The organism is Streptomyces indicus, assembly GCF_900100315.1.
GTDB lineage: Bacteria > Actinomycetota > Actinomycetes > Streptomycetales > Streptomycetaceae > Streptomyces > Streptomyces indicus.
In genome coordinates this window covers 717,442-735,830 of record NZ_FNFF01000001.1, presented here as the reverse complement: position 1 = coordinate 735,830, position 18,389 = coordinate 717,442, and the positions used below count along the sequence as shown (strand labels likewise).

The window sequence follows — 18,389 nt, the reverse complement described above, 5'->3', positions numbered from 1 at the left end:
CACGGACCCACCACACCGGGCGCAACGAGCCCACCACACCACTGGGCGCACAGGTGCCCACCACACCGATCACAGGGGGAACCATGCAGATCGCCATCGTCCTCTTCGACGGGTTCACGGCCCTCGACGCCGTCGGCCCGTACCAGACGCTCGGCCCGCTGCCGGGCGCCGAGACCGTGTTCGTGGCCGCCCGGACCGGGCCGGTCAAGGACGACACCGGCAACCTGGCGCTCGTCGCCACCAGGACCTTCGCCGAGGTCACCCGCCCCGACCTGGTCGTCGTCCCCGGCGGCCCCGATGTGCCCGTGCGCGACCAGGAGCTCAGGGACTGGCTGCGCGCCGCCGACGCCACCACGACCTGGACGACCTCCGTGTGCACCGGCTCGCTGCTGCTCGCCGCTGCCGGACTGCTCGAAGGCCGCCGCGCCACCGCGCACTGGCTGTGGCTGGACAGGATCCGGCAGTACGGCGTGGAGCCGACGAGCGAGCGGGTCGTCTTCGACGGCAAGTACGTGACGGCCGCCGGGGTCTCCTCCGGCATCGACATGGGCCTGGCGCTCGCGGGCCGGATCGCGGGCGACGACCACGCCCAGGTCGTCCAGCTGATGACGGAGTACGACCCGCAGCCGCCCTACGACGCGGGCTCGCCCGACAAGGCGCCCGCCCACCTGGTGGAGATGATGCGCAGCCTCTGAACCGCGCGGCCGTGCAGGGCAGGGGCCGCCCGGCTCGGTGCGCCGGTGGCCGTCCGGCTCAGGGCGCCCACAGTGCCGTCCGGCTCAGGGCGCCCACCGGAACTGCGGCTTCCTGCGCTCCAGAAAGGCGGTGACACCCTCCACGGTGTCGCCGCCCGCGCGCATCTGCGCACTCCAGTGGTCCTCGCGGTCGGCGCGCCCGGCCGCGAACTCCTTCGCCGCGACCTGCGTGAGCAGCGACCTGGACGCGAGGATCCCCGCGAACTCCGCCACCCGCTTGTCCAGTTCGTCCTCCGCGAGCACCTCGTCCACGAGCCCGGTGCGCAGCGCACGCGCGCTGTCGATCAACTCGCCCGAGAACAGCAGGTACTTGGCGGTCGCCGGGCCGACCAGGTCGACCAGGCGCCGGGTCGACGAGGCCGCGTACACGATCCCGAGCTTCGACGGCGTGATCCCGAACGTGGCGCCCTCGGTCACGAACCGCAGATCGCAGGCCACCGCCAGCTGGCAGCCCCCGCCCACGCAGTGCCCCCGTACCGCCGCGAGCGTGGGCTTCGGGAAGGCGGCCAGCGCCTCCTCCGCCCGCACCGCCAGCTCCCGCGCCTCGTCCGCGGACTCGACGAGCCCCGAGATGTCGGCGCCGGCGCAGAATGTCGCCCCGTCACCCGTCAGGACCAGAACGCGCACCCCGGGATCGGCGGCGAGCTCGTCGAGCAGCGGCGGCAGCGCCCGCCACATGGCGTTGGTCATGGCGTTGCGCTTGGCCGGATGCGAGATCACCACGGTGGCGACCCCGTCGGCGCAGGCATGGACGAGCTGCGGCTGGGGATCCGATGACATGCGCCGGATGCTACCGGCAGCCCCTGCTCGTACGATCGGACCAGGGGGCGCCCCGAGGGAGACGCCATGGCCACACCCGAAGACTCAGCCGCAGACAAGCCGGCCGCGGGCACCGAGCCGGCGCCCGAAGGCGCGGCCGCGCGCCCCGACACCGCCGAGAAGCCCGCCGCTCCGGGCCCCACGGGCGAGGGCGCGGGCCGCTCCGAGGGCAAGCTCACCGAGCCCGGCCGCAAGATGAGCCGCAGCCTGGGCCTGATGGCCTTCCTCGGCTGGATCCTCGTCCTCGGCGGCCTGGTCGGCCTCGTCTACACCGGCGTCGCCACGCTCACCTCGATGCTGCTGTTCGGCTGGCTGCTCCTGGTCGGCGGTCTGGTCGGCCTGGTGCACGCGCTGCAGAACCGCGGCTCCAACTTCTTCTGGCTCGGCGTGGTCGTGGCCGCGCTCAACCTCGCCGCCGGCGTCGTGGTGATCCGCCATCCGCAGGGCACGGCCGAGGCCCTCACCATGTTCGCGGCGCTGCTCTTCCTCACCGGCGGTGTGTTCCGCCTGGTCGGCAGTGTCGTGGTGCGCGGGCCGCAGTTCGGACTGACGCTGGTGCAGGGCGCGTTCGGCGTCCTGATCGGTGTGCTGATCCTCTTCGAGTGGCCGGGCAGCAGCCTCTACGTGATCGGCTGCTTCTTCTCGCTCGCGCTGCTCTTCGACGGGCTCGGACTCGTGGCGATGGGGATCGCGGGCCGGCGCATCGTGCGGCAGGTAAGCGGAGTTGAGGGCTCCGAGGGCCCCAAACCCCCTGAATCCCCGACAGCTTGAAGTCAGAACAAGAAGCACATCAATCAGTCGCACAACTGACGCTGTCATACGCGCTCGATCAAATACCGTCGATACACGACGAGTTCCGGTCAGCGATGCGGTACGGACCAAAACCTTCCCAAACTCGAAGCGTGGTGACAATCGAGCGTGAGGGCGGCGACCGGACGATGCGCGACTACGGCAGGGTGCCCCCCGACCCACCAGCGGCCGGGCCACTGCCGTACGAGGGCGTCTGGAGATTCACCGCACCGTCCGTGGACGCCTCCGTGCCGCAGGCCCGCAGGGCGGTGCGCGACCTGCTCGCCCGGCAGGGGGTGCCCGCCGCCGACGACACCGTGCAGGGCCTGCTCCTGATCGTCTCCGAGCTGGTCACCAATGTCGTACGGCACGCGGCGCTGCTCTCGCCGATGCTCGCCGTCGAGGTGGCGGTGGGCGCCGAGTGGGTGCGGGTCTCCGTCGAGGACAACCACCCGTACCGCCCCAAGGCGCTCGAAGCCGATCAGGGGCAGACGGGCGGGCGCGGGCTGCTCCTCGTACGCGAGATCACACGGGAGGCCGGCGGGGCCTGCGACGCCGAGCACACCGCGACCGGCGGCAAGGTGATCTGGGCCGCCCTGCCGCTCAAGCCGCTGCTCACCAGCCGGCGCCTGGACCCGTCAGCTCTCTGATCGCGGGCCGCGCGGCGTCGAGCACCGTCATGAACCAGGCGGAGAACGGACCCTGCTCATGCCGCACGAGCAGCTCCTCGGGCGTCACGAACGCCGTCTCGCCGACCTCGTCCGGGTCCGGACGCAGCGGGGACTGCACCATGCCGACGAACAGGTGGTTGAACTCCTGCTCCACCAGGCCCGAGTCCGGGTCGGGGTGGTTGTAGCGCACGGTGCCGGCCTCGGCCATCAGCGAGGGCGAGACACCCAGCTCCTCCCAGACCCGCCGGGCCGCCGCGGCGAAGGGGGCCTCGCCCGGATACGGGTGCCCGCAGCAGGTGTTGGACCAGACGCCGGGGGAGTGGTACTTGCCGAGCGCCCGGCGCTGCAGCAGCAGCCGGCCCCGCTCGTCGAAGAGGAACACGGAGAACGCCCGGTGCAGCTGACCGGGCGCCTGGTGCGCGGAGAGCTTCTCCGCGGTGCCGATGGTGGTGCCGTCCTCGTCGACCAGTTCGAGCAGGATCGCTTCCGCGGCGCCGTTCCTGGAACTGTTCGCCGCGGGGGCTGGGGTGATCGGCATAACCGTCCTTTCGGGTCGAAGCCTCAAGTCTGCCGCAGTTCGCCGGGCACCGTGCTCCGGCGCTCCGCGTCGGCCTCATTCCGGAGCTCCGCCCCGGCGACTCGCGGCTCCGCCCCGCGGCGCCGGGCCTCCGTGGAGGCTGACGCCCCCGCACCCCCGCACGGTTGCTCCGCTCAGACCCCGAACGCCGCCGGATACCGGATCGTGCCCGAGGGGACCGGGCCCTCGCCCTCGAAGACCATCGCCATCATGGCCTCGTCCGGCACCTCGAACCCGGGCCTGACGCCGAAGCCGGACGCCCGCGTGAACCCGAAGCGCGGGTAGTACTCGGGATGCCCGAGCACCGTCAGCAGGCGCTCCTGCCCCCGCGCCCGCGCGGCGTCGACCACGGCCTCGATCACGGCCTGCCCCGCCCCCTGGCGCTGGTACTTCGGGAGCGTCGCCACCGGAGCGAGCGCCAGCGCCGGCGCCTCGTCCACGCGGCACCGCGTGATCAAGGCGAACGCGGCCAGCTCGCCGTCCGGGGCCTCGGCCACGTACGACAGGCCCTCGATCCACGCGTCGGTGTCCGCGCGCAGCGCGTCCACCAGATCGGCCTCCATGGGGGTCTCGAAGGCCGCCGCGTTGAGCGCGTGCACCGCCTCGCGGTCCGCGGGCCGCTCCGGGCGCACGATCCAGTCCTGTCGCTCGCTCATACCGTTCTCCTCGTCCTGACGCTGTCCTGGCGCTTGTCGATGTCCCCATGATCAAGCAGTTTTGAAGAAGCCGTCGCCCCGCCCCTGTTCCTAGCCTGGAACCACAGACGCCGGCCCGCAGCGAAAGGCACTCCGATGGCCACCGCGAAGAAGACCACAGCCAAGACCGCCGCGCCCGCCGCGCCCGTAAAGAAGGCGGCTGCGAAGAAGGCACCCGCCAAGAAGGCGCCCGCCAAGAAGGCCGCGAAGTCGTACGAGGGCTTCTCCGAGGAGGAGCGCGCGGCCATGCGGGAGCGGGCCAAGGAGCTCAAGGCCGCCGAGAAGGCGGATCCCGAGGGCGTCGTCCGCGGCAAGATCGAGGAGATGACCGGCACCGACCGGGTCATCGCCGAGCGCCTCCACGAGATCATCAAGGAGAACGGCCCGGACCTCGTCCCGCGCACGTACTACGGGATGCCGGCCTATGCGAAGGACGGCAAGGTGCTGTGCTTCATCACGCCCGCGGCAAAGTTCAAGGTCCGCTACCTCACGCTCGGCTTCGAGCAGACCGCGAACCTCGACGACGGCGCGATGTGGCCCACCTCGTTCGCCGTCACCGAGCTGACGCCCGAGGTCGAGAAGCGGGTCGCCGAGATGGTGCGCCGCGCCGTCTCCTGACGCCGCACCGCCGGCGCCGCCCCGCAGGGGTGTCTCAGTGGCACACCTTCGCCTCGTGGTCCGCATGCCCGCCCGGCTCCAGCTGGAAGGTGCAGTGCTCCACGTCGAAGTGGTCCCCGAGGCACCCCTGAAGGTCGTGCAGGAGCTTCTCGTGGCCGATCGAGTCGAGCATCTCCGCGCTGACCACCACGTGCGCCGAGAGCACTGGCATCCCCGAGGTGATGGTCCAGGCGTGCAGGTCGTGCACGTCCTCGACGCCGGGCAGGGCCAGCATGTGCGCGCGCACCTCCTCCATGTCGACCCCCTTGGGCGCCGCTTCGAGGAGCACGTTGAGCGTCTCGCGGAGCAGTTTGACGGTGCGGGGCACGATCATCAGGCCGATCACGATGGACGCGATCGGGTCCGCGACGGTCCAGCCGGTGAGCAGGATGACCGTCGCCGAGACGATGACGGTGGCGGAGCCGAGGGCGTCCGCGAGGACCTCCAGGAAGGCGCCCCGCACGTTCAGGCTCTCCTTCTGGCCGCGCATCAGCAGCGACAGCGAGATCATGTTGGCGACGAGGCCGATCACACCGAAGACGATCGCCAGTCCGCCGTCCGTGTCGGCCGGCGTGAAGAACCGCTCGACCGCCTCGTAGAGGACGAAGCCGCCGACCCCGAGCAGCAGCACACAGTTGGCGAGCGCCGCGAGGATCTCGGCGCGGGCGAACCCGAAGGTGCGGTTCGCGCTCGCGGGGCGGTTGGCGAAGTGGATCGCGAGCAGCGCCATGCCGAGGCCGAGCGCGTCGGTCGCCATGTGCGCGGCGTCGGCCACCAGCGCGAGCGAGTTGGCCGCGATGCCGCCGATGATCTGCACGACCATGATGCCGAGCGTGATGCACAGAGCGGTACGCAAACGCCCCGTATAGGCGGCTGACGCCGTGCCACCCGAATTGCCGTGAGTGTGCCCGTGGTCGTGCCCGGCTCCCATCGGTGCTCCTTCGCTGGTTCTCGTCGGACGCAGGTGCGGTGCGCGGGCCCGTGGAGCGAGCCGGCGATCACAGTGAACTACGGGTGGGGGGTATATGGCAACGCTGCATTGAACACCGTTGTCATGTGCCCTGACCTGGGCAAACGCGGTGCAGGTCAGAGCCTTGCGGCCGGTGCGCGAAGCGTTGGCCGCCACCGTCGCGGTTTGTGACTTCAGGGCCGCATCAAGGAAGATGAACACGGCGGCCGTGCGCCCGCACGCCGCCTTGATCGGGCCGTGAACGGGCGGTGAACGGCCGCTTCCATTCATCCGATAACCTCAGCCGTCGTGCCGCCCGGCCCCGTCGGCCCGGGGGTCCCCACCTGCACGCCGCCCGGCCGCGCGCCGGCCTCCCAAGGAGTGAGTTCGTCTGTCGACCGCCATCCTCACCGGTTCGCCGGTACCCGGCTCGTCGCTCGAAGGCGATCTGCGGGCCCTGGGCTTCGACGTGCGGACCGCTTCCGCCCCGGCCGACGCCGCCGTCCTGCTGGCCTCCGTACCTGCTGATGAGCGCGTCGCCCTCGTCGACAGCGGCTTCGTCGGCCACCTGCACGCCCTGCGCCTCGGGCTGACCGACCCGCGCTTCAATGCCTCGGCCGTGTCGGGCGCCGTCTCCGTCCTGCCCTCCGCACGGGCCGCGTTCGCGCGTGCCGTGGAGCAGGCCGCCGTCAGTGCGGGCGGCGACACCGTCGTACGCGTGGACGCACTCGCCGACCGCGTGGCCACCGCACTCGAAGCGGACGGCACGGAGGTGCACCGCCCCGACCTCGGCGCTCTCGTCGCCACCGTCCCGGCCGACCCGCAGGCGCGCAACGAGGCCCGGCAGGCCGTCGCCGCGGTCGACGAAGAGGCGATCCGGCTCCGTACGGCCGTGAAGTCCCGCGACGGCTTCTTCACCACCCACTTCATCAGCCCGTACTCGCGCTACATCGCCCGCTGGTGCGCCCGCCGCGGCCTGACCCCGAACCAGGTCACCACGGCCTCGCTGATCACCGCGCTCGTCGCGGCCGGCTGCGCCGCCACCGGTGAGCGCTGGGGCTTCGTCGCCGCCGGTGTGCTGCTGATCTTCTCGTTCGTCCTGGACTGCACCGACGGACAGCTCGCCCGCTACTCGCTGCAGTACTCGACGATGGGCGCCTGGCTCGACGCCACTTTCGACCGCGCCAAGGAGTACGCCTACTACGCGGGCCTGGCCCTCGGCGCGGCCCGCGGCGGGGACGACGTATGGGCGCTCGCACTCGGCGCGATGGTCCTGCAGACCTGCCGGCATGTCGTGGACTTCGCGTTCACCGAGGCCAACCACGACGCCACCGCCAACACCAGCCCCACGGCCGCCCTCTCCGACAAACTCGACAGCGTCGGCTGGACGGTGTGGGTGCGTCGCATGATCGTGCTGCCGATCGGCGAGCGCTGGGCCCTGATCGCCGTCCTGACCGCGCTCACCACGCCGCGGATCACGTTGGTCGTGCTCCTGATCGGCTGCGCGTTCGCGGCGCTCTACACGACGGCGGGACGCGTCCTGCGGTCGCTGACCCGCAAGGCCGAGCGCACGGACCGGGCGGCCCGGGCCCTGGTGGACCTGGCCGACAACGGACCGATCGCCACGTATCTGGGCGGCGACCTGCCGGGCCGCGGGCGCCGGCTCGGCGGTTACAAGGCCCCGGTGGCCGCAGCGCTCGCCGTCGCACTGGTCCTGAACGCCGCGGTCTCGGAGTACGGCACCTGGGCACTGGTCGGCTCCGCGGCGATGTACGCGCTGCTCAGCGGCTTCGCCGTCAGCGCCCCCCTCAAGGGCCCCCTCGACTGGCTCGTCCCCCCGCTGTTCCGCGCCGGCGAGTACCTCACCGTGCTCGTCCTGGCCGCGAAGGCGGATGTGAACGGAGCCTTGCCCGCGGCTTTCGGGCTGGTGGCGGCGGTCGCCTACCATCACTACGACACGGTGTACCGCATCCGCGGAGGCACCGGTGCTCCTCCGCACTGGCTCGTGCGCTCGATCGGCGGGCAAGAGGGCAGGACGCTTCTGGTCGCGGTTGCGGCCGCGCTGCTGTCCGCACAGGACTTCACCGTCGCGCTCACGGCTCTCGCCGTGGCCGTGGCACTGGTGGTGCTCACCGAGAGCATCCGCTTCTGGGTGATCGCCGCCCGACAAGGCGCACCCGCCGTACACGATGAAGGAGAACCCGCATGATCGGCCTCGTCCTTGCGGCAGGCGCCGGACGGCGTCTGCGTCCCTACACGGACACCCTGCCCAAGGCCCTGGTGCCCGTCGATGGTGACACCACCATCCTCGACCTGACCCTCGGCAACTTCGCCGAGATCGGGCTCACCGAGGTCGCGATCATCGTCGGTTACAAGAAGGAGGCCGTCTACGAGCGCAAGGCGGCGCTCGAGGCGAAGTACGGCCTGAAGATCACGCTGATCGACAACGACAAGGCCGAGGAGTGGAACAACGCCTACTCCCTCTGGTGCGGCCGTGACGCCATCAAGCACGACGTGATCCTCGCCAACGGCGACACCGTGCACCCGGTCTCCGTGGAGCACACGCTGCTCGCCGCCCGCGGCGACGGCAAGAAGATCATCCTCGCCATCGACACGGTGAAGTCCCTCGCGGACGAGGAGATGAAGGTCGTCGTCGATGCCGAGAAGGGCATGACGAAGATCACCAAGCTGATGGACCCGGCGGAGGCCTCCGGCGAGTACATCGGCGTCACCCTCATCGAGGGCGAGGCCGCCGACGAGCTGGCCGACGCCCTCAAGACGGTCTTCGAGGCCGACCCGCAGCAGTTCTACGAGCACGGCTACCAGGAGCTCGTGAACCGCGGCTTCAAGATCGACGTGGCGCCGATCGGCGACGTGAAGTGGGTCGAGATCGACAACCACGACGACCTGGCCAAGGGGCGGGAGATCGCGTGCCAGTACTGACCCGGCTGATGCCCAGCCCGGTCGTCGTCGACATCCGGGCGGGCGCCCTCGACGACCTGGCCACGATCCTCACCGACCAGCGCATCGCCCCCACGGGCAAGCTGGCGTTCGCGATCAGCAGCGGCGGCTCCGGCAAGATGCTGCAGGAGCGCTTCGCGCCGGCCTTCCCGGGCGCGGACTGGTTCGACGACGCCGACGGCACCATCGACGGCGCCGTCAAGCTGGCCGACTCGATCAAGAAGGCAGGACGCTACGACGCGGTGGTCTCGCTCGGCGGCGGCAAGGTCGTCGACTGCGCGAAGTACGCGGCGGCCCGAGTGGGCCTGCCGCTGGTCGCCGTGGCCACCAACCTCGCGCACGACGGCCTGTGCTCCCCGGTCGCGACGCTCGACAACGACGCGGGCCGCGGCTCGTACGGTGTGCCGAACCCGATCGGTGTCGTCATCGACCTCGACGTGATCCGGGACGCACCGGCCCGCTTCGTGCGCGCAGGCATCGGCGACGTGATCTGCAAGATCTCCGCCGTCGCCGACTGGGAGCTGTCCCACAAGGTCAACGGCGAGCAGATCGACGGCCTGGCCGCCGCGATGGCACGCCAGGCCGCCCACGCGGTGCTCCGGCACCCCGGGGGCATCGGCGACGACGACTTCCTGAGCGTGCTCGCCGAGTCCCTCGTGATGTGCGGTCTCGCCATGTCCGTGGCCGGTGACTCCCGCCCCGCATCGGGCGCCTGCCACGAGATCTGCCACGCCTTCGACCTGCTCTTCCCCAAGCGCAACGCGCAGCACGGCGAGCAGTGCGGGTTCGGCGGCGCGTTCGCCACGTACCTGCGCGGTGACCACGAGACCACACAGGAGATGGTGGCGACCCTGCGCCGCCACGGCCTTCCGGTCCTCGCGGAGGAGATGGGCTACAGCGACCAGGACCTGGTGGACGCGGTGCTCTTCGCCCCGCAGACCCGTCCGGGCCGCTACACGATCCTCGAGCACCTCGACTACAACGCCGAACAGATCAAGGACGCCTACGCCGACTATGTCAAAGCCATCGGTAGCTGAGCTGCGCCCGGTCGTGCACCCCGCCGGGGTGAAGGACCGCCGCAGCGGCGAGCACTGGGCCGGCCGGCTCTACATGCGCGAGATCTCGCTGCGCGTGGACCGGCACCTGGTGAACACGAAGGTCACCCCGAACCAGGTGACCTACGTGATGACCCTCGCCGGCGCCCTCGCCGCACCTGCCCTGCTCGTCCCCGGGATCTGGGGCGCGGTGCTCGGTGTGGTGATGGTGCAGCTCTACCTGCTGTTCGACTGCGTCGACGGCGAACTGGCCCGCTGGAAGAAGCAGTACTCGCTCGCCGGTGTCTACCTCGACCGCGTCGCCGCGTACCTCTGCGACGCCGCCGTCCTGGTGGGCTTCGGCCTGCGGGCCGCCGACCTCTGGGGCGAGGGCCGCATCGACTGGCTGTGGGCGTTCCTCGGGACCCTCGCCGCGCTCGGTGCCGTCCTCATCAAGTCGGAGACGGACCTGGTCGGCGTGGCCCGGCACCAGGCCGGCAAGCCCGTGGTCCAGGAGGCGGCCAGCGAGCTGCGCTCCTCCGGGATGGCCCTGGCCCGCAAGGCCGCGGCCGCCCTGAAGTTCCACCGCCTGGTGCTCGGCATCGAGGCCTCGCTCCTGATCCTGCTCCTCGCGATCGTGGACGCGGCCCGCGGCGACCTGTTCTTCTCGCGTCTCGGTGTCGCCGTGCTGGCCGGCATCGCGCTCCTGCAGACGGTCCTGCACCTCGTGTCCATCCTGGCCTCGAGCAGGCTGAAGTGACGGCCGCGGCCACGCAGCTCAAGGTCGGGGCCGTCGTGATCACGATGGGCAACCGGCCCGACGAGCTGCGCGCCCTGCTCGACTCGGTCGCCAAGCAGGACGGCGACCGGGTCGAGGTGGTCGTGGTCGGCAACGGCTCCCCGGTGCCGGACGTGCCCGCGGGCGTACGGACGGTGGAACTGCCCGAGAACCTCGGCATCCCCGGCGGCCGCAACGTCGGCATCGAGGCCTTCGGCGCGGCGGGCAAGGACGTCGACATCCTGCTCTTCCTGGACGACGACGGCCTGCTCGCCCGGCAGGACACGGCACAGCTGTGCCGCGAGGCCTTCGCCGCCGACCCGCAGCTCGGCATCATCAGCTTCCGGATCGCCGACCCCGACACGGGGGAGACCCAGCGACGGCACGTGCCGCGCCTGCGGGCCTCCGACCCGATGCGCAGCTCCCGCGTGACCACCTTCCTCGGCGGCGCCAACGCCGTCCGTACGAAGGTCTTCGCCGAGGTCGGCGGGCTGCCCGACGACTTCTTCTACGCGCACGAGGAGACCGACCTCGCCTGGCGGGCCCTGGACGCCGGCTGGATGATCGACTACCGCGCGGACATGGTCCTGTACCACCCGACCACCGCACCCTCGCGGCACGCGGTCTACCACCGCATGGTCGCCCGCAACCGCGTCTGGCTCGCCCGCCGCAACCTGCCGGCCCCGCTGGTCCCCGTCTACCTCGGGATCTGGCTGCTCCTCACCCTGCTGCGCCGCCCGTCGCGGCCCGCGCTGAGGGCCTGGTTCGGCGGTTTCAAGGAGGGCTGGCGCACACCGTGCGGGCCCCGGCGTCCCATGCGCTGGCGCACGGTGTGGCGGCTGACCCGACTGGGCCGACCTCCTGTCATCTGACAAGCTCGTGTCTGAGAACATTCGGGCCATACCCCGGCCCCGGTGTTCGCCTGCGCGCGAGACCCACGGCGCATTCAAGAAGACGAAAGTTTCCACTTGTGAGTGAGACGACGCATGATGGCGGTGTCACGGTGACAGCGTCTCTGGGGCAGCAGTCCCCCGACGACCGGCTCTCGCGGGCCGAGCTGGCGGCCAAGTACGGCCTCAGCCAGAGCGGCGCCAGGCCAGGCCTGTTCGAGTACGTCCGGCAGCTGTGGAACCGGCGGCACTTCATCCTCGCCTTCTCGCAGGCCAAGCTGACGGCCCAGTACAGCCAGGCCAAGCTCGGCCAGCTGTGGCAGGTGGCCACGCCGCTGCTCAACGCGGCGGTCTACTTCTTCATCTTCGGTCTGCTGCTCGGCGGCCGCGGTGGCATGGGCAACGACATGTACGTGCCCTTCCTCGTCACCGGCGTCTTCGTGTTCACCTTCACGCAGAGCTCGGTCATGGCGGGCGTGCGGTCGATCTCGGGCAACCTCGGCCTGGTGCGCGCCCTGCACTTCCCGCGCGCCTCGCTGCCCATCTCGTTCTCGCTCCAGCAGCTCCAGCAGCTGCTGTTCTCGATGATCGTCCTGGTCGCGATCCTGGTCGGCTTCGGCCACTACCCCGACCTGTCGTGGCTGCTGCTCCTGCCGGCCCTCGCCCTGCAGTTCGTCTTCAACGTCGGCCTCTCGATGATCATGGCGCGCCTCGGCAGCAAGACGCCCGACCTCGCGCAGCTCATGCCGTTCATCCTGCGGACCTGGATGTACGCGTCCGGCGTGATGTTCCCGCTGGCCCCGATGCTGGCCAAGGCGCACGCACCGGCCTGGCTGGCCGACGTCCTGCAGGCCAACCCGGCCGCGGTCTACATGGACCTGATGCGCTACGCCCTGATCGACGGCATCACCCAGCACAACCCCATGCCCCCGCACGTGTGGGCCCTCGCCGTGGGCTGGGCCGTCCTGATCGGTGTCATCGGTTTCGTGTACTTCTGGAAGGCTGAGGAGCGCTACGGCCGTGGCTGAGACCCCCTTGAACCAGACGAGGATTCCCACCGTCATCGCGGACGAGCTGCACATCGTCTACCGCGTCAACGGTGCCAAGAGCGGCAAGGGCAGCGCCACCGCCGCCCTCAGCCGCATCCTCAAGCGCGGCGAGGAGCGCGGCGTCCGCAAGGTGCACGCGGTGCGCGGCGTGAGCTTCACGGCGTACCGGGGCGAGGCCATCGGCCTGATCGGCTCCAACGGCTCCGGCAAGTCCACCCTGCTGCGCGCCATCGCGGGCCTGCTGCCCGCCGAGCGCGGCAAGGTCTACACCGACGGCCAGCCCTCCCTGCTCGGTGTGAACGCGGCCCTGATGAACGACCTGACGGGCGAGCGCAACGTCATACTCGGCGGGCTCGCGATGGGTATGTCCCGCGAGCAGATCAGGGCGCGCTACCAGGACATCGTCGACTTCTCGGGGATCAACGAGAAGGGCGACTTCATCACCCTGCCGATGCGCACCTACTCCTCGGGTATGGCGGCCCGCCTGCGGTTCTCCATCGCGGCGGCCAAGGACCACGACGTCCTCATGATCGACGAGGCGCTCGCCACCGGTGACCGCGCCTTCCAGAAGCGCTCCGAGGCGCGCATCCGCGAACTGCGCAAGGAGGCCGGCACGGTCTTCCTGGTCAGCCACAACAACAAGTCCATCCGCGACACCTGCGACCGGGTCCTGTGGCTGGAGCGCGGCGAGCTGCGCATGGACGGACCCACGGACGAGGTCCTCAAGGAGTACGAGAAGTTCACCGGCAAGTAGCCGTTCGAACGCGAAAAGCCCCGTCGCAACCCCGGCGGGGCTTTTCCGCGTCCCGCCTTGCATCGGCGCACCCGGGTTCTCGCCCAGGGTCAATTCCTGGTCAACTTCCTTGTGTGCGCGGAAGGTTGACATGAATCGCTGCGTTGTTGTGATGTGCAGAACACCCCGGCATTCCGCCCGGCGCTGTACAACGTAAGCTGGATCGGTCGGATGGCGTGTCCGAAATAGAGTGAATTGCGTCGGCAGTGTAGAACGGGAGAGTGACGGCCATGGCTACGGAAAACTCCCAGCTCCGACAGTGTTTCGCCGTCCCTTCGCCGCGCCTGCGCGCAGGTGGCGGCCGATGACGCGCAGCCCTGGCGTCCAAGAGCGCGCGACACTGGACAAGGCCGCCGACGAGAACTTCCCGGTGGCCCCGTTTTTTCTGCCCAGGGCCTGGCGCGAGGACCTGATGGCGGTCTACGGCTTCGCCCGCCTCGTCGACGACATCGGCGACGGTGACCTGGCACCCGGCGGCGCCGACGCCCTGGCGCTCGGCCTCGACCCCGCGCAGAGCGACGACCGGATCGCGATGCTGGACGCCTTCGAGAAGGACCTGCGCAAGGTCTTCGACGGCCGCCCCGGCCACCCGCTGCTCCAGCGCCTGCAGCCCACCGTGCGCCGCCGCGCGCTGACCCCCGAGCCGTTCCTCGGCCTCATCGCCGCCAACCGCCAGGACCAGCTCGTCAGCCGCTACGGGACCTACGACGACCTCCTCGCGTACTGCGAGCTGTCGGCGAACCCCGTGGGCCGCCTGGTCCTGGCCGTGACCGGCACCGAGACCCCCGAGCGCGTACGGCGCTCGGACGCGGTGTGCACCGCGCTCCAGATCGTCGAGCACCTCCAGGACGTCTCCGAGGACCTGGCCCGCGACCGGATCTACCTGCCCGCCGAGGACATGAAGCGCTGCTCGGTCCAGGAGTCCGATCTGGCCCGGCCGCACGCGGGCGCCGCCGTGCGCTCCCTGATCGCCTACGAAGCGGAACGCGCCCGCGAACTCCTCGCCGAGGGCACGCCCCTCGTGGGCAGCGTCCACGGCCGGCTGAAGCTGCTGCTCGCCGGCTTCGTCGGCGGAGGACGGGCGGCTCTGCGCGCCGTCGCCGCCGCCGGGTACGACGTGCTGCCCGGCCCGCCCAAGCCCACCAAGGCGCAGCTGCTGCGCGAGGTGGGCGCCGTCCTGCGACCCGACCGTGGAGAGGGGTGAGCGAGGCCGTGGAGGAGTTCAGCGCCGCCGGCGCCCCCGTGCTCGCCGCGTACAGCTACTGCGAGGCCGTGACCGGGCAGCAGGCGCGCAATTTCGCCTACGGGATCCGGCTGCTGCCCACGCCCAAGCGGCGCGCGATGTCCGCGCTCTACGCGTTCTCGCGCCGCGTCGACGACATCGGTGACGGCGCGCTCGCGCCCGAGGTGAAGCAGGCCCGCCTGGAGGAGACCCGCGCGCTCCTGCAGCGGATCCGCGAAGGCCGGATCGACGAGGACGACACCGACCCGGTGGGCGTCGCGCTCGCCCACGCCTCCCGCGTCTTCCCGATCCCGCTCGACGGGCTCGACGAGCTCATCGACGGCGTCCTCATGGACGTACGCGGCGAGACCTACGAGACCTGGGACGACCTGAAGGTCTACTGCCGCTGCGTGGCCGGCGCCATCGGCCGCCTGTCGCTCGGCGTGTTCGGCACCGTGCCGGGCGCACGCAACACCGAACGCGCCCCCGAGTACGCCGACACGCTGGGCCTCGCCCTCCAACTCACCAACATCCTCAGAGACGTTCGCGAGGACGCCGGCAACGGCCGTACCTACCTGCCCTCCGACGACCTCGCCAAGTTCGGCTGCTCGGCCGGTTTCTCCTCCGCCGAGCCGCCCGCCGGATCGGACTTCGCGGGCCTCGTCCACTTCGAAGTGCGCCGCGCCCGCGCCCTGTTCGCCGAGGGCTACCGGCTCCTTCCGATGCTCGACCGCCGCAGCGGCGCCTGCGTGGCCGCGATGGCCGGCATCTACCGCCGGCTCCTCGACCGCATCGAGCGCGACCCCGAGGCCGTGCTGCGCGGCCGCGTCTCCCTGCCCGGGCGCGAGAAGGCCTACGTGGCCGTCCGCGGCCTGTCCGGATTCGACGCCCGCAGCATCGCCCGGCACACATCCGCCGGGAGGGCGTGACCATGTGGTCCCCTGGCGGTTTGTACGGGGTGTGTCTCCTCATCGCGGCCGACGGCCGCATCCCCTGCGATGCCCGGGCAAATCCCCCCAAGCGGCAAGCAACCCTCCACGAGCGATCGGCGTCCCTGACTGAGATGACCCACCAGGTGTTCATCCCGGGCGTTGCCGCGGGGGAGGGCGTATGACCGCGCAGGAAGTGCAGGCCGACAGCGACGCGCGCCGCTCCGCGGTGGTCGTCGGCGGCGGACTCGCCGGGATCACCGCGGCTCTCGGACTCGCCGACGCGGGCCTCTCGGTCACGCTGCTCGAAGGCCGCCCGCGGCTCGGCGGACTCGCGTTCTCCTTCCGCCGCGGCGACCTCACCGTGGACAACGGCCAGCATGTCTATCTGCGCTGCTGCACGGCGTACCGCTGGTTCCTCGACCGCGTGGACGGCGCCGCCCTCGCACCGCTCCAGGACCGGCTCGACGTGCCCGTGCTCGACGTCGCGGCCCCGAGCCCCCGGCTCGGCCGGCTGCGCAGGGCGGGACTCCCGGTGCCCCTGCACCTGGCCCGCAGCCTCGCCACGTATCCGCACCTCTCGCTCGCCGAGCGCGCCAAGGTGGGCCGCGCGGCGCTCGCGCTCAAGGCGCTCGACCTGGCCGACCCGGCCCTCGACGACGAGGACTTCGGCAGCTGGCTCGCCCGCCACGGGCAGTCCGCGCGCGCCGTCGAGGCGCTGTGGGACCTGGTCGGCATCGCCACGCTGAATGCCGTGGCCGGTGACTCCTCGCTGGGCCTGGCCGCCATGGTGTTCAAGACCGGGCTGCTCTCCGAGCCGGGCGCCGCCGACATCGGCTGGGCCCGCGTCCCGCTCGGCGACCTGCACGACCGGCTGGCCCGCCTGGCGCTCGACAAGGCCGGGGTGCGCACGGAGCTGCGCGCCAAGGTCGCGGGCCTCTCCCGTACGGAAGCGGGAGGCTGGCGCGTGCGGACGGACGGCGAGGAGCTGGCGGCGGACACCGTCGTGCTCGCGGTCCCGCAGCGCGAGGCCCACGAGCTGCTGCCCGACGGCGCGCTCGACGCCAAGGACCAGCTCCTGGAGATCGGCACCGCGCCGATCCTCAACCTGCATGTGATCTACGACCGCAAGGTGCTCAGGCAGCCCTTCTTCGCCGCGCTCGGCACCCCCGTCCAGTGGGTGTTCGACCGTACGGAGGCCTCCGGTCTCAGCGGCGGCGGGCAGTACCTCGCCGTGTCGCAGTCCGTGGCGCAGAACGAGATCGAGACCCCGGTCGCCGAGCTGCGCGAGCGGTATCTGCCCGAGCTGAAACGATTGTTGCCCGCGGCCCGCGGCGCTGCCGTACGCGACTTCTTCGTCACGCGCGAGCGCACGGCCACCTTCGCCCCCGCGCCGGGCGTGGGCCGGCTCAGGCCCGGACCCCGCACCCGCGCCCCCGGCCTCTACCTGGCCGGCGCGTGGACCGACACCAAATGGCCCGCGACCATGGAGAGCGCCGTCCGCAGCGGCGCAGCGGCCGCACGGGCCGCACTCGGTGCCCTGGGCCGCCCCCACGGCCACCTGTTCGAGGAGGCGGCATGAGGACCGGCATCACCGACGGAACCACCAGCACCACCATCGGAAGAGGAGAGACAGTGCCGACTGAGCCTTCGGCCAAGGCGGTTGCCGACCACGGGCAGGAGGAGGCCGCCGTCGACGTGGCCGCTCTGCTCGAGCGCGGCCGGACCCTGGCCACGCCGGTGCTGCGCGCCGCCGTCGACCGGCTCGCGCCGCCGATGGACACGGTCGCCGCGTACCACTTCGGCTGGATCGACGCCGAGGGCCGCCCCTCCGACGGCGACGGCGGCAAGGCCGTACGTCCCGCGCTCGCGCTGCTCTCCGCCGAGGCCGCGGGCGCCGCGCCCGAGGTCGGCGTCCCCGGCGCGGTCGCGGTCGAGCTGGTGCACAACTTCTCGCTCCTGCACGACGACCTGATGGACGGCGACGAACAGCGCCGCCACCGCGACACCGTGTGGAAGGTGCACGGCCCCGCGCAGGCGATCCTCGTCGGCGACGCGCTGTTCGCCCTGGCCAACGAGGTGCTGCTCGAACTCGACACCGTCGAGGCCGGCCGCGCCGCGCGCCGCCTCACCACGGCGACCCGCGCCCTCATCGACGGCCAGGCACAGGACATCTCCTACGAGCACCGCGAGCGGGTCACCGTCGAGGAGTGCCTGGAGATGGAGGGCAACAAGACGGGCGCGCTGCTCGCCTGCGCCGTCTCCATCGGCGCGGTCCTCGGCGGCGCGGACGACAGGACGGCGGACACCCTCGAGAAGTACGGCTACCACCTCGGGCTCGCCTTCCAGGCCGTCGACGACCTGCTGGGCATCTGGGGCGACCCGGAGTCCACCGGCAAGCAGACCTGGAGCGATCTGCGCCAGCGCAAGAAGTCCCTGCCGGTGGTGGCCGCGCTCGCCGCCGGCGGCGAGGCTTCCGAGGAACTCGGCCGGCTGCTTGCCGCCGACGCCAAGTCCAACGACTTCGAGAACTTCTCCGAGGCGGAGTTCGCGCACCGCGCCGCGCTCATCGAGCAGGCGGGCGGACGCGAGTGGACGGCCCAGGAGGCCCGGCGCCAGCACACCATCGCCCTGCAAGCGATCGAGAGCGTGGCCATGCCCGAGTCGGTCAGGGCCCAGCTCGCGGCGCTCGCCGACTTCGTCGTCGTACGGAAGAGATGATCGTCATCACCCAGCGGAACAGCAGCCTCATATGACTCGCAGTCGCCGGCCGGTGCCTCGACAGCAGTGACAGAGCAGTCGCAGCAGTCGGAGCACTGAC

19 protein-coding genes are annotated in these 18,389 nt (G+C 71.3%); 15 read left to right on the top strand and 4 right to left on the bottom strand.

What is annotated here, in order from left to right; translation table 11 throughout:
* Positions 1 to 83: 83 nt before the first annotated feature.
* Positions 84 to 695, top strand: a complete 612-nt coding sequence (locus BLT97_RS03340) for a DJ-1/PfpI family protein (protein WP_093607097.1) — start codon at positions 84 to 86, stop codon at positions 693 to 695.
* Between the two features lie 84 nt (positions 696 to 779).
* Here the strand turns inward: BLT97_RS03340 and BLT97_RS03335 are convergent, their stop codons facing one another.
* Positions 780 to 1,535 (bottom strand): enoyl-CoA hydratase/isomerase family protein, encoded by a 756-nt coding sequence (locus BLT97_RS03335; protein WP_093607096.1) that lies wholly within the window; start codon positions 1,533 to 1,535, stop codon positions 780 to 782.
* A 234-nt stretch (positions 1,536 to 1,769) separates the two neighbouring features.
* On the opposite strand from BLT97_RS03335, the gene BLT97_RS03330 reads away from it, so the two are divergent.
* Together BLT97_RS03330 and BLT97_RS03325 are read left to right on the top strand one after the other, a co-directional pair.
* Positions 1,770 to 2,345 (top strand): HdeD family acid-resistance protein, encoded by a 576-nt coding sequence (locus BLT97_RS03330; protein WP_093607744.1) that lies wholly within the window; start codon positions 1,770 to 1,772, stop codon positions 2,343 to 2,345.
* A 131-nt stretch (positions 2,346 to 2,476) separates the two neighbouring features.
* Positions 2,477 to 3,013, top strand: coding sequence for an ATP-binding protein (locus BLT97_RS03325; RefSeq protein WP_425442637.1), 537 nt, complete (start codon positions 2,477 to 2,479; stop codon positions 3,011 to 3,013).
* Here the strand turns inward: BLT97_RS03325 and idi are convergent.
* Complete coding sequence (gene idi / locus BLT97_RS03320) at positions 2,979 to 3,572, bottom strand: isopentenyl-diphosphate Delta-isomerase (protein WP_093607094.1); 594 nt, start codon at positions 3,570 to 3,572, stop codon at positions 2,979 to 2,981. The genes BLT97_RS03325 and idi overlap by 35 nt on opposite strands.
* A gap of 173 nt (positions 3,573 to 3,745) precedes the next feature.
* Complete coding sequence (locus BLT97_RS03315; RefSeq protein WP_093607093.1) at positions 3,746 to 4,267, bottom strand: GNAT family N-acetyltransferase; 522 nt, start codon at positions 4,265 to 4,267, stop codon at positions 3,746 to 3,748.
* Positions 4,268 to 4,402: 135 nt separating this feature from the next.
* Between BLT97_RS03315 and BLT97_RS03310 the strand changes: the two genes are divergently transcribed.
* Positions 4,403 to 4,924, top strand: a complete 522-nt coding sequence (locus BLT97_RS03310; RefSeq protein WP_425442636.1) for an iron chaperone — start codon at positions 4,403 to 4,405, stop codon at positions 4,922 to 4,924.
* A 34-nt stretch (positions 4,925 to 4,958) separates the two neighbouring features.
* Here the strand turns inward: BLT97_RS03310 and BLT97_RS03305 are convergent, their stop codons facing one another.
* Positions 4,959 to 5,894: a cation diffusion facilitator family transporter gene (locus tag BLT97_RS03305; protein WP_093607092.1), complete on the bottom strand. Its 936-nt coding sequence runs from the start codon at positions 5,892 to 5,894 to the stop codon at positions 4,959 to 4,961.
* 409 nt (positions 5,895 to 6,303) lie between these two features.
* Between BLT97_RS03305 and BLT97_RS03300 the strand changes: the two genes are divergently transcribed.
* From BLT97_RS03300 to BLT97_RS03245, 11 genes are all read left to right on the top strand, one after another.
* Positions 6,304 to 8,121 (top strand): DUF5941 domain-containing protein, encoded by a 1,818-nt coding sequence (locus tag BLT97_RS03300; RefSeq protein ID WP_093607091.1) that lies wholly within the window; start codon positions 6,304 to 6,306, stop codon positions 8,119 to 8,121.
* A complete protein-coding gene (locus BLT97_RS03295) occupies positions 8,118 to 8,855 on the top strand; it encodes a phosphocholine cytidylyltransferase family protein (RefSeq protein WP_093607090.1) in 738 nt (245 codons plus the stop codon). The genes BLT97_RS03300 and BLT97_RS03295 overlap by 4 nt, the downstream gene beginning before the upstream one ends.
* Positions 8,843 to 9,910, top strand: a complete 1,068-nt coding sequence (locus tag BLT97_RS03290; RefSeq protein WP_093607089.1) for an iron-containing alcohol dehydrogenase family protein — start codon at positions 8,843 to 8,845, stop codon at positions 9,908 to 9,910. The genes BLT97_RS03295 and BLT97_RS03290 overlap by 13 nt, the downstream gene beginning before the upstream one ends.
* Entirely contained in the window at positions 9,888 to 10,667 is a 780-nt protein-coding gene (locus BLT97_RS03285; protein WP_093607088.1) for a CDP-alcohol phosphatidyltransferase family protein, read from the top strand. Before BLT97_RS03290 ends, BLT97_RS03285 begins: the two co-directional genes overlap by 23 nt.
* A gap of 44 nt (positions 10,668 to 10,711) precedes the next feature.
* A complete protein-coding gene (locus tag BLT97_RS03280; RefSeq protein WP_093607742.1) occupies positions 10,712 to 11,557 on the top strand; it encodes a glycosyltransferase family 2 protein in 846 nt (281 codons plus the stop codon).
* A gap of 98 nt (positions 11,558 to 11,655) precedes the next feature.
* Complete coding sequence (locus tag BLT97_RS03275; protein WP_093607087.1) at positions 11,656 to 12,603, top strand: ABC transporter permease; 948 nt, start codon at positions 11,656 to 11,658, stop codon at positions 12,601 to 12,603.
* Positions 12,596 to 13,378 (top strand): ABC transporter ATP-binding protein, encoded by a 783-nt coding sequence (locus BLT97_RS03270; RefSeq protein WP_425442635.1) that lies wholly within the window; start codon positions 12,596 to 12,598, stop codon positions 13,376 to 13,378. Before BLT97_RS03275 ends, BLT97_RS03270 begins: the two co-directional genes overlap by 8 nt.
* A 343-nt stretch (positions 13,379 to 13,721) precedes the next feature.
* On the top strand, positions 13,722 to 14,621 hold the full coding sequence (gene hpnC, locus BLT97_RS03265) for a squalene synthase HpnC (protein ID WP_093607086.1): 900 nt from the start codon (positions 13,722 to 13,724) through the stop codon (positions 14,619 to 14,621).
* Complete coding sequence (gene hpnD, locus BLT97_RS03260; protein WP_093607085.1) at positions 14,618 to 15,568, top strand: presqualene diphosphate synthase HpnD; 951 nt, start codon at positions 14,618 to 14,620, stop codon at positions 15,566 to 15,568. The genes hpnC and hpnD overlap by 4 nt, the downstream gene beginning before the upstream one ends.
* Positions 15,569 to 15,749: 181 nt before the next feature.
* Positions 15,750 to 17,150: a hydroxysqualene dehydroxylase HpnE gene (gene hpnE / locus BLT97_RS03250; RefSeq protein WP_093607083.1), complete on the top strand. Its 1,401-nt coding sequence runs from the start codon at positions 15,750 to 15,752 to the stop codon at positions 17,148 to 17,150.
* Complete coding sequence (locus BLT97_RS03245) at positions 17,147 to 18,289, top strand: polyprenyl synthetase family protein (protein ID WP_093607082.1); 1,143 nt, start codon at positions 17,147 to 17,149, stop codon at positions 18,287 to 18,289. The genes hpnE and BLT97_RS03245 overlap by 4 nt, the downstream gene beginning before the upstream one ends.
* Positions 18,290 to 18,389: the final 100 nt, after the last annotated feature.

Bases quoted from the DNA above. Each gene is read 5' to 3' on its own strand.
- hpnC (WP_093607086.1), top strand. From the start codon at position 13,722: ATGACGCGCAGCCCTGGCGTCCAAGAGCGCGCGACACTGGACAAGGCC.
- BLT97_RS03315 (WP_093607093.1), bottom strand. From the start codon at position 4,267: ATGAGCGAGCGACAGGACTGGATCGTGCGCCCGGAGCGGCCCGCGGAC.
- BLT97_RS03330 (WP_093607744.1), top strand. From the start codon at position 1,770: ATGAGCCGCAGCCTGGGCCTGATGGCCTTCCTCGGCTGGATCCTCGTC.
- BLT97_RS03340 (WP_093607097.1), top strand. From the start codon at position 84: ATGCAGATCGCCATCGTCCTCTTCGACGGGTTCACGGCCCTCGACGCC.
- BLT97_RS03335 (WP_093607096.1), bottom strand. From the start codon at position 1,535: ATGTCATCGGATCCCCAGCCGCAGCTCGTCCATGCCTGCGCCGACGGG.
- hpnE (WP_093607083.1), top strand. From the start codon at position 15,750: ATGACCGCGCAGGAAGTGCAGGCCGACAGCGACGCGCGCCGCTCCGCG.
- BLT97_RS03245 (WP_093607082.1), top strand. From the start codon at position 17,147: ATGAGGACCGGCATCACCGACGGAACCACCAGCACCACCATCGGAAGA.
- idi (WP_093607094.1), bottom strand. From the start codon at position 3,572: ATGCCGATCACCCCAGCCCCCGCGGCGAACAGTTCCAGGAACGGCGCC.
- BLT97_RS03295 (WP_093607090.1), top strand. From the start codon at position 8,118: ATGATCGGCCTCGTCCTTGCGGCAGGCGCCGGACGGCGTCTGCGTCCC.
- BLT97_RS03285 (WP_093607088.1), top strand. From the start codon at position 9,888: ATGTCAAAGCCATCGGTAGCTGAGCTGCGCCCGGTCGTGCACCCCGCC.
- BLT97_RS03305 (WP_093607092.1), bottom strand. From the start codon at position 5,894: ATGGGAGCCGGGCACGACCACGGGCACACTCACGGCAATTCGGGTGGC.
- BLT97_RS03310 (WP_425442636.1), top strand. From the start codon at position 4,403: ATGGCCACCGCGAAGAAGACCACAGCCAAGACCGCCGCGCCCGCCGCG.
- BLT97_RS03280 (WP_093607742.1), top strand. From the start codon at position 10,712: ATGGGCAACCGGCCCGACGAGCTGCGCGCCCTGCTCGACTCGGTCGCC.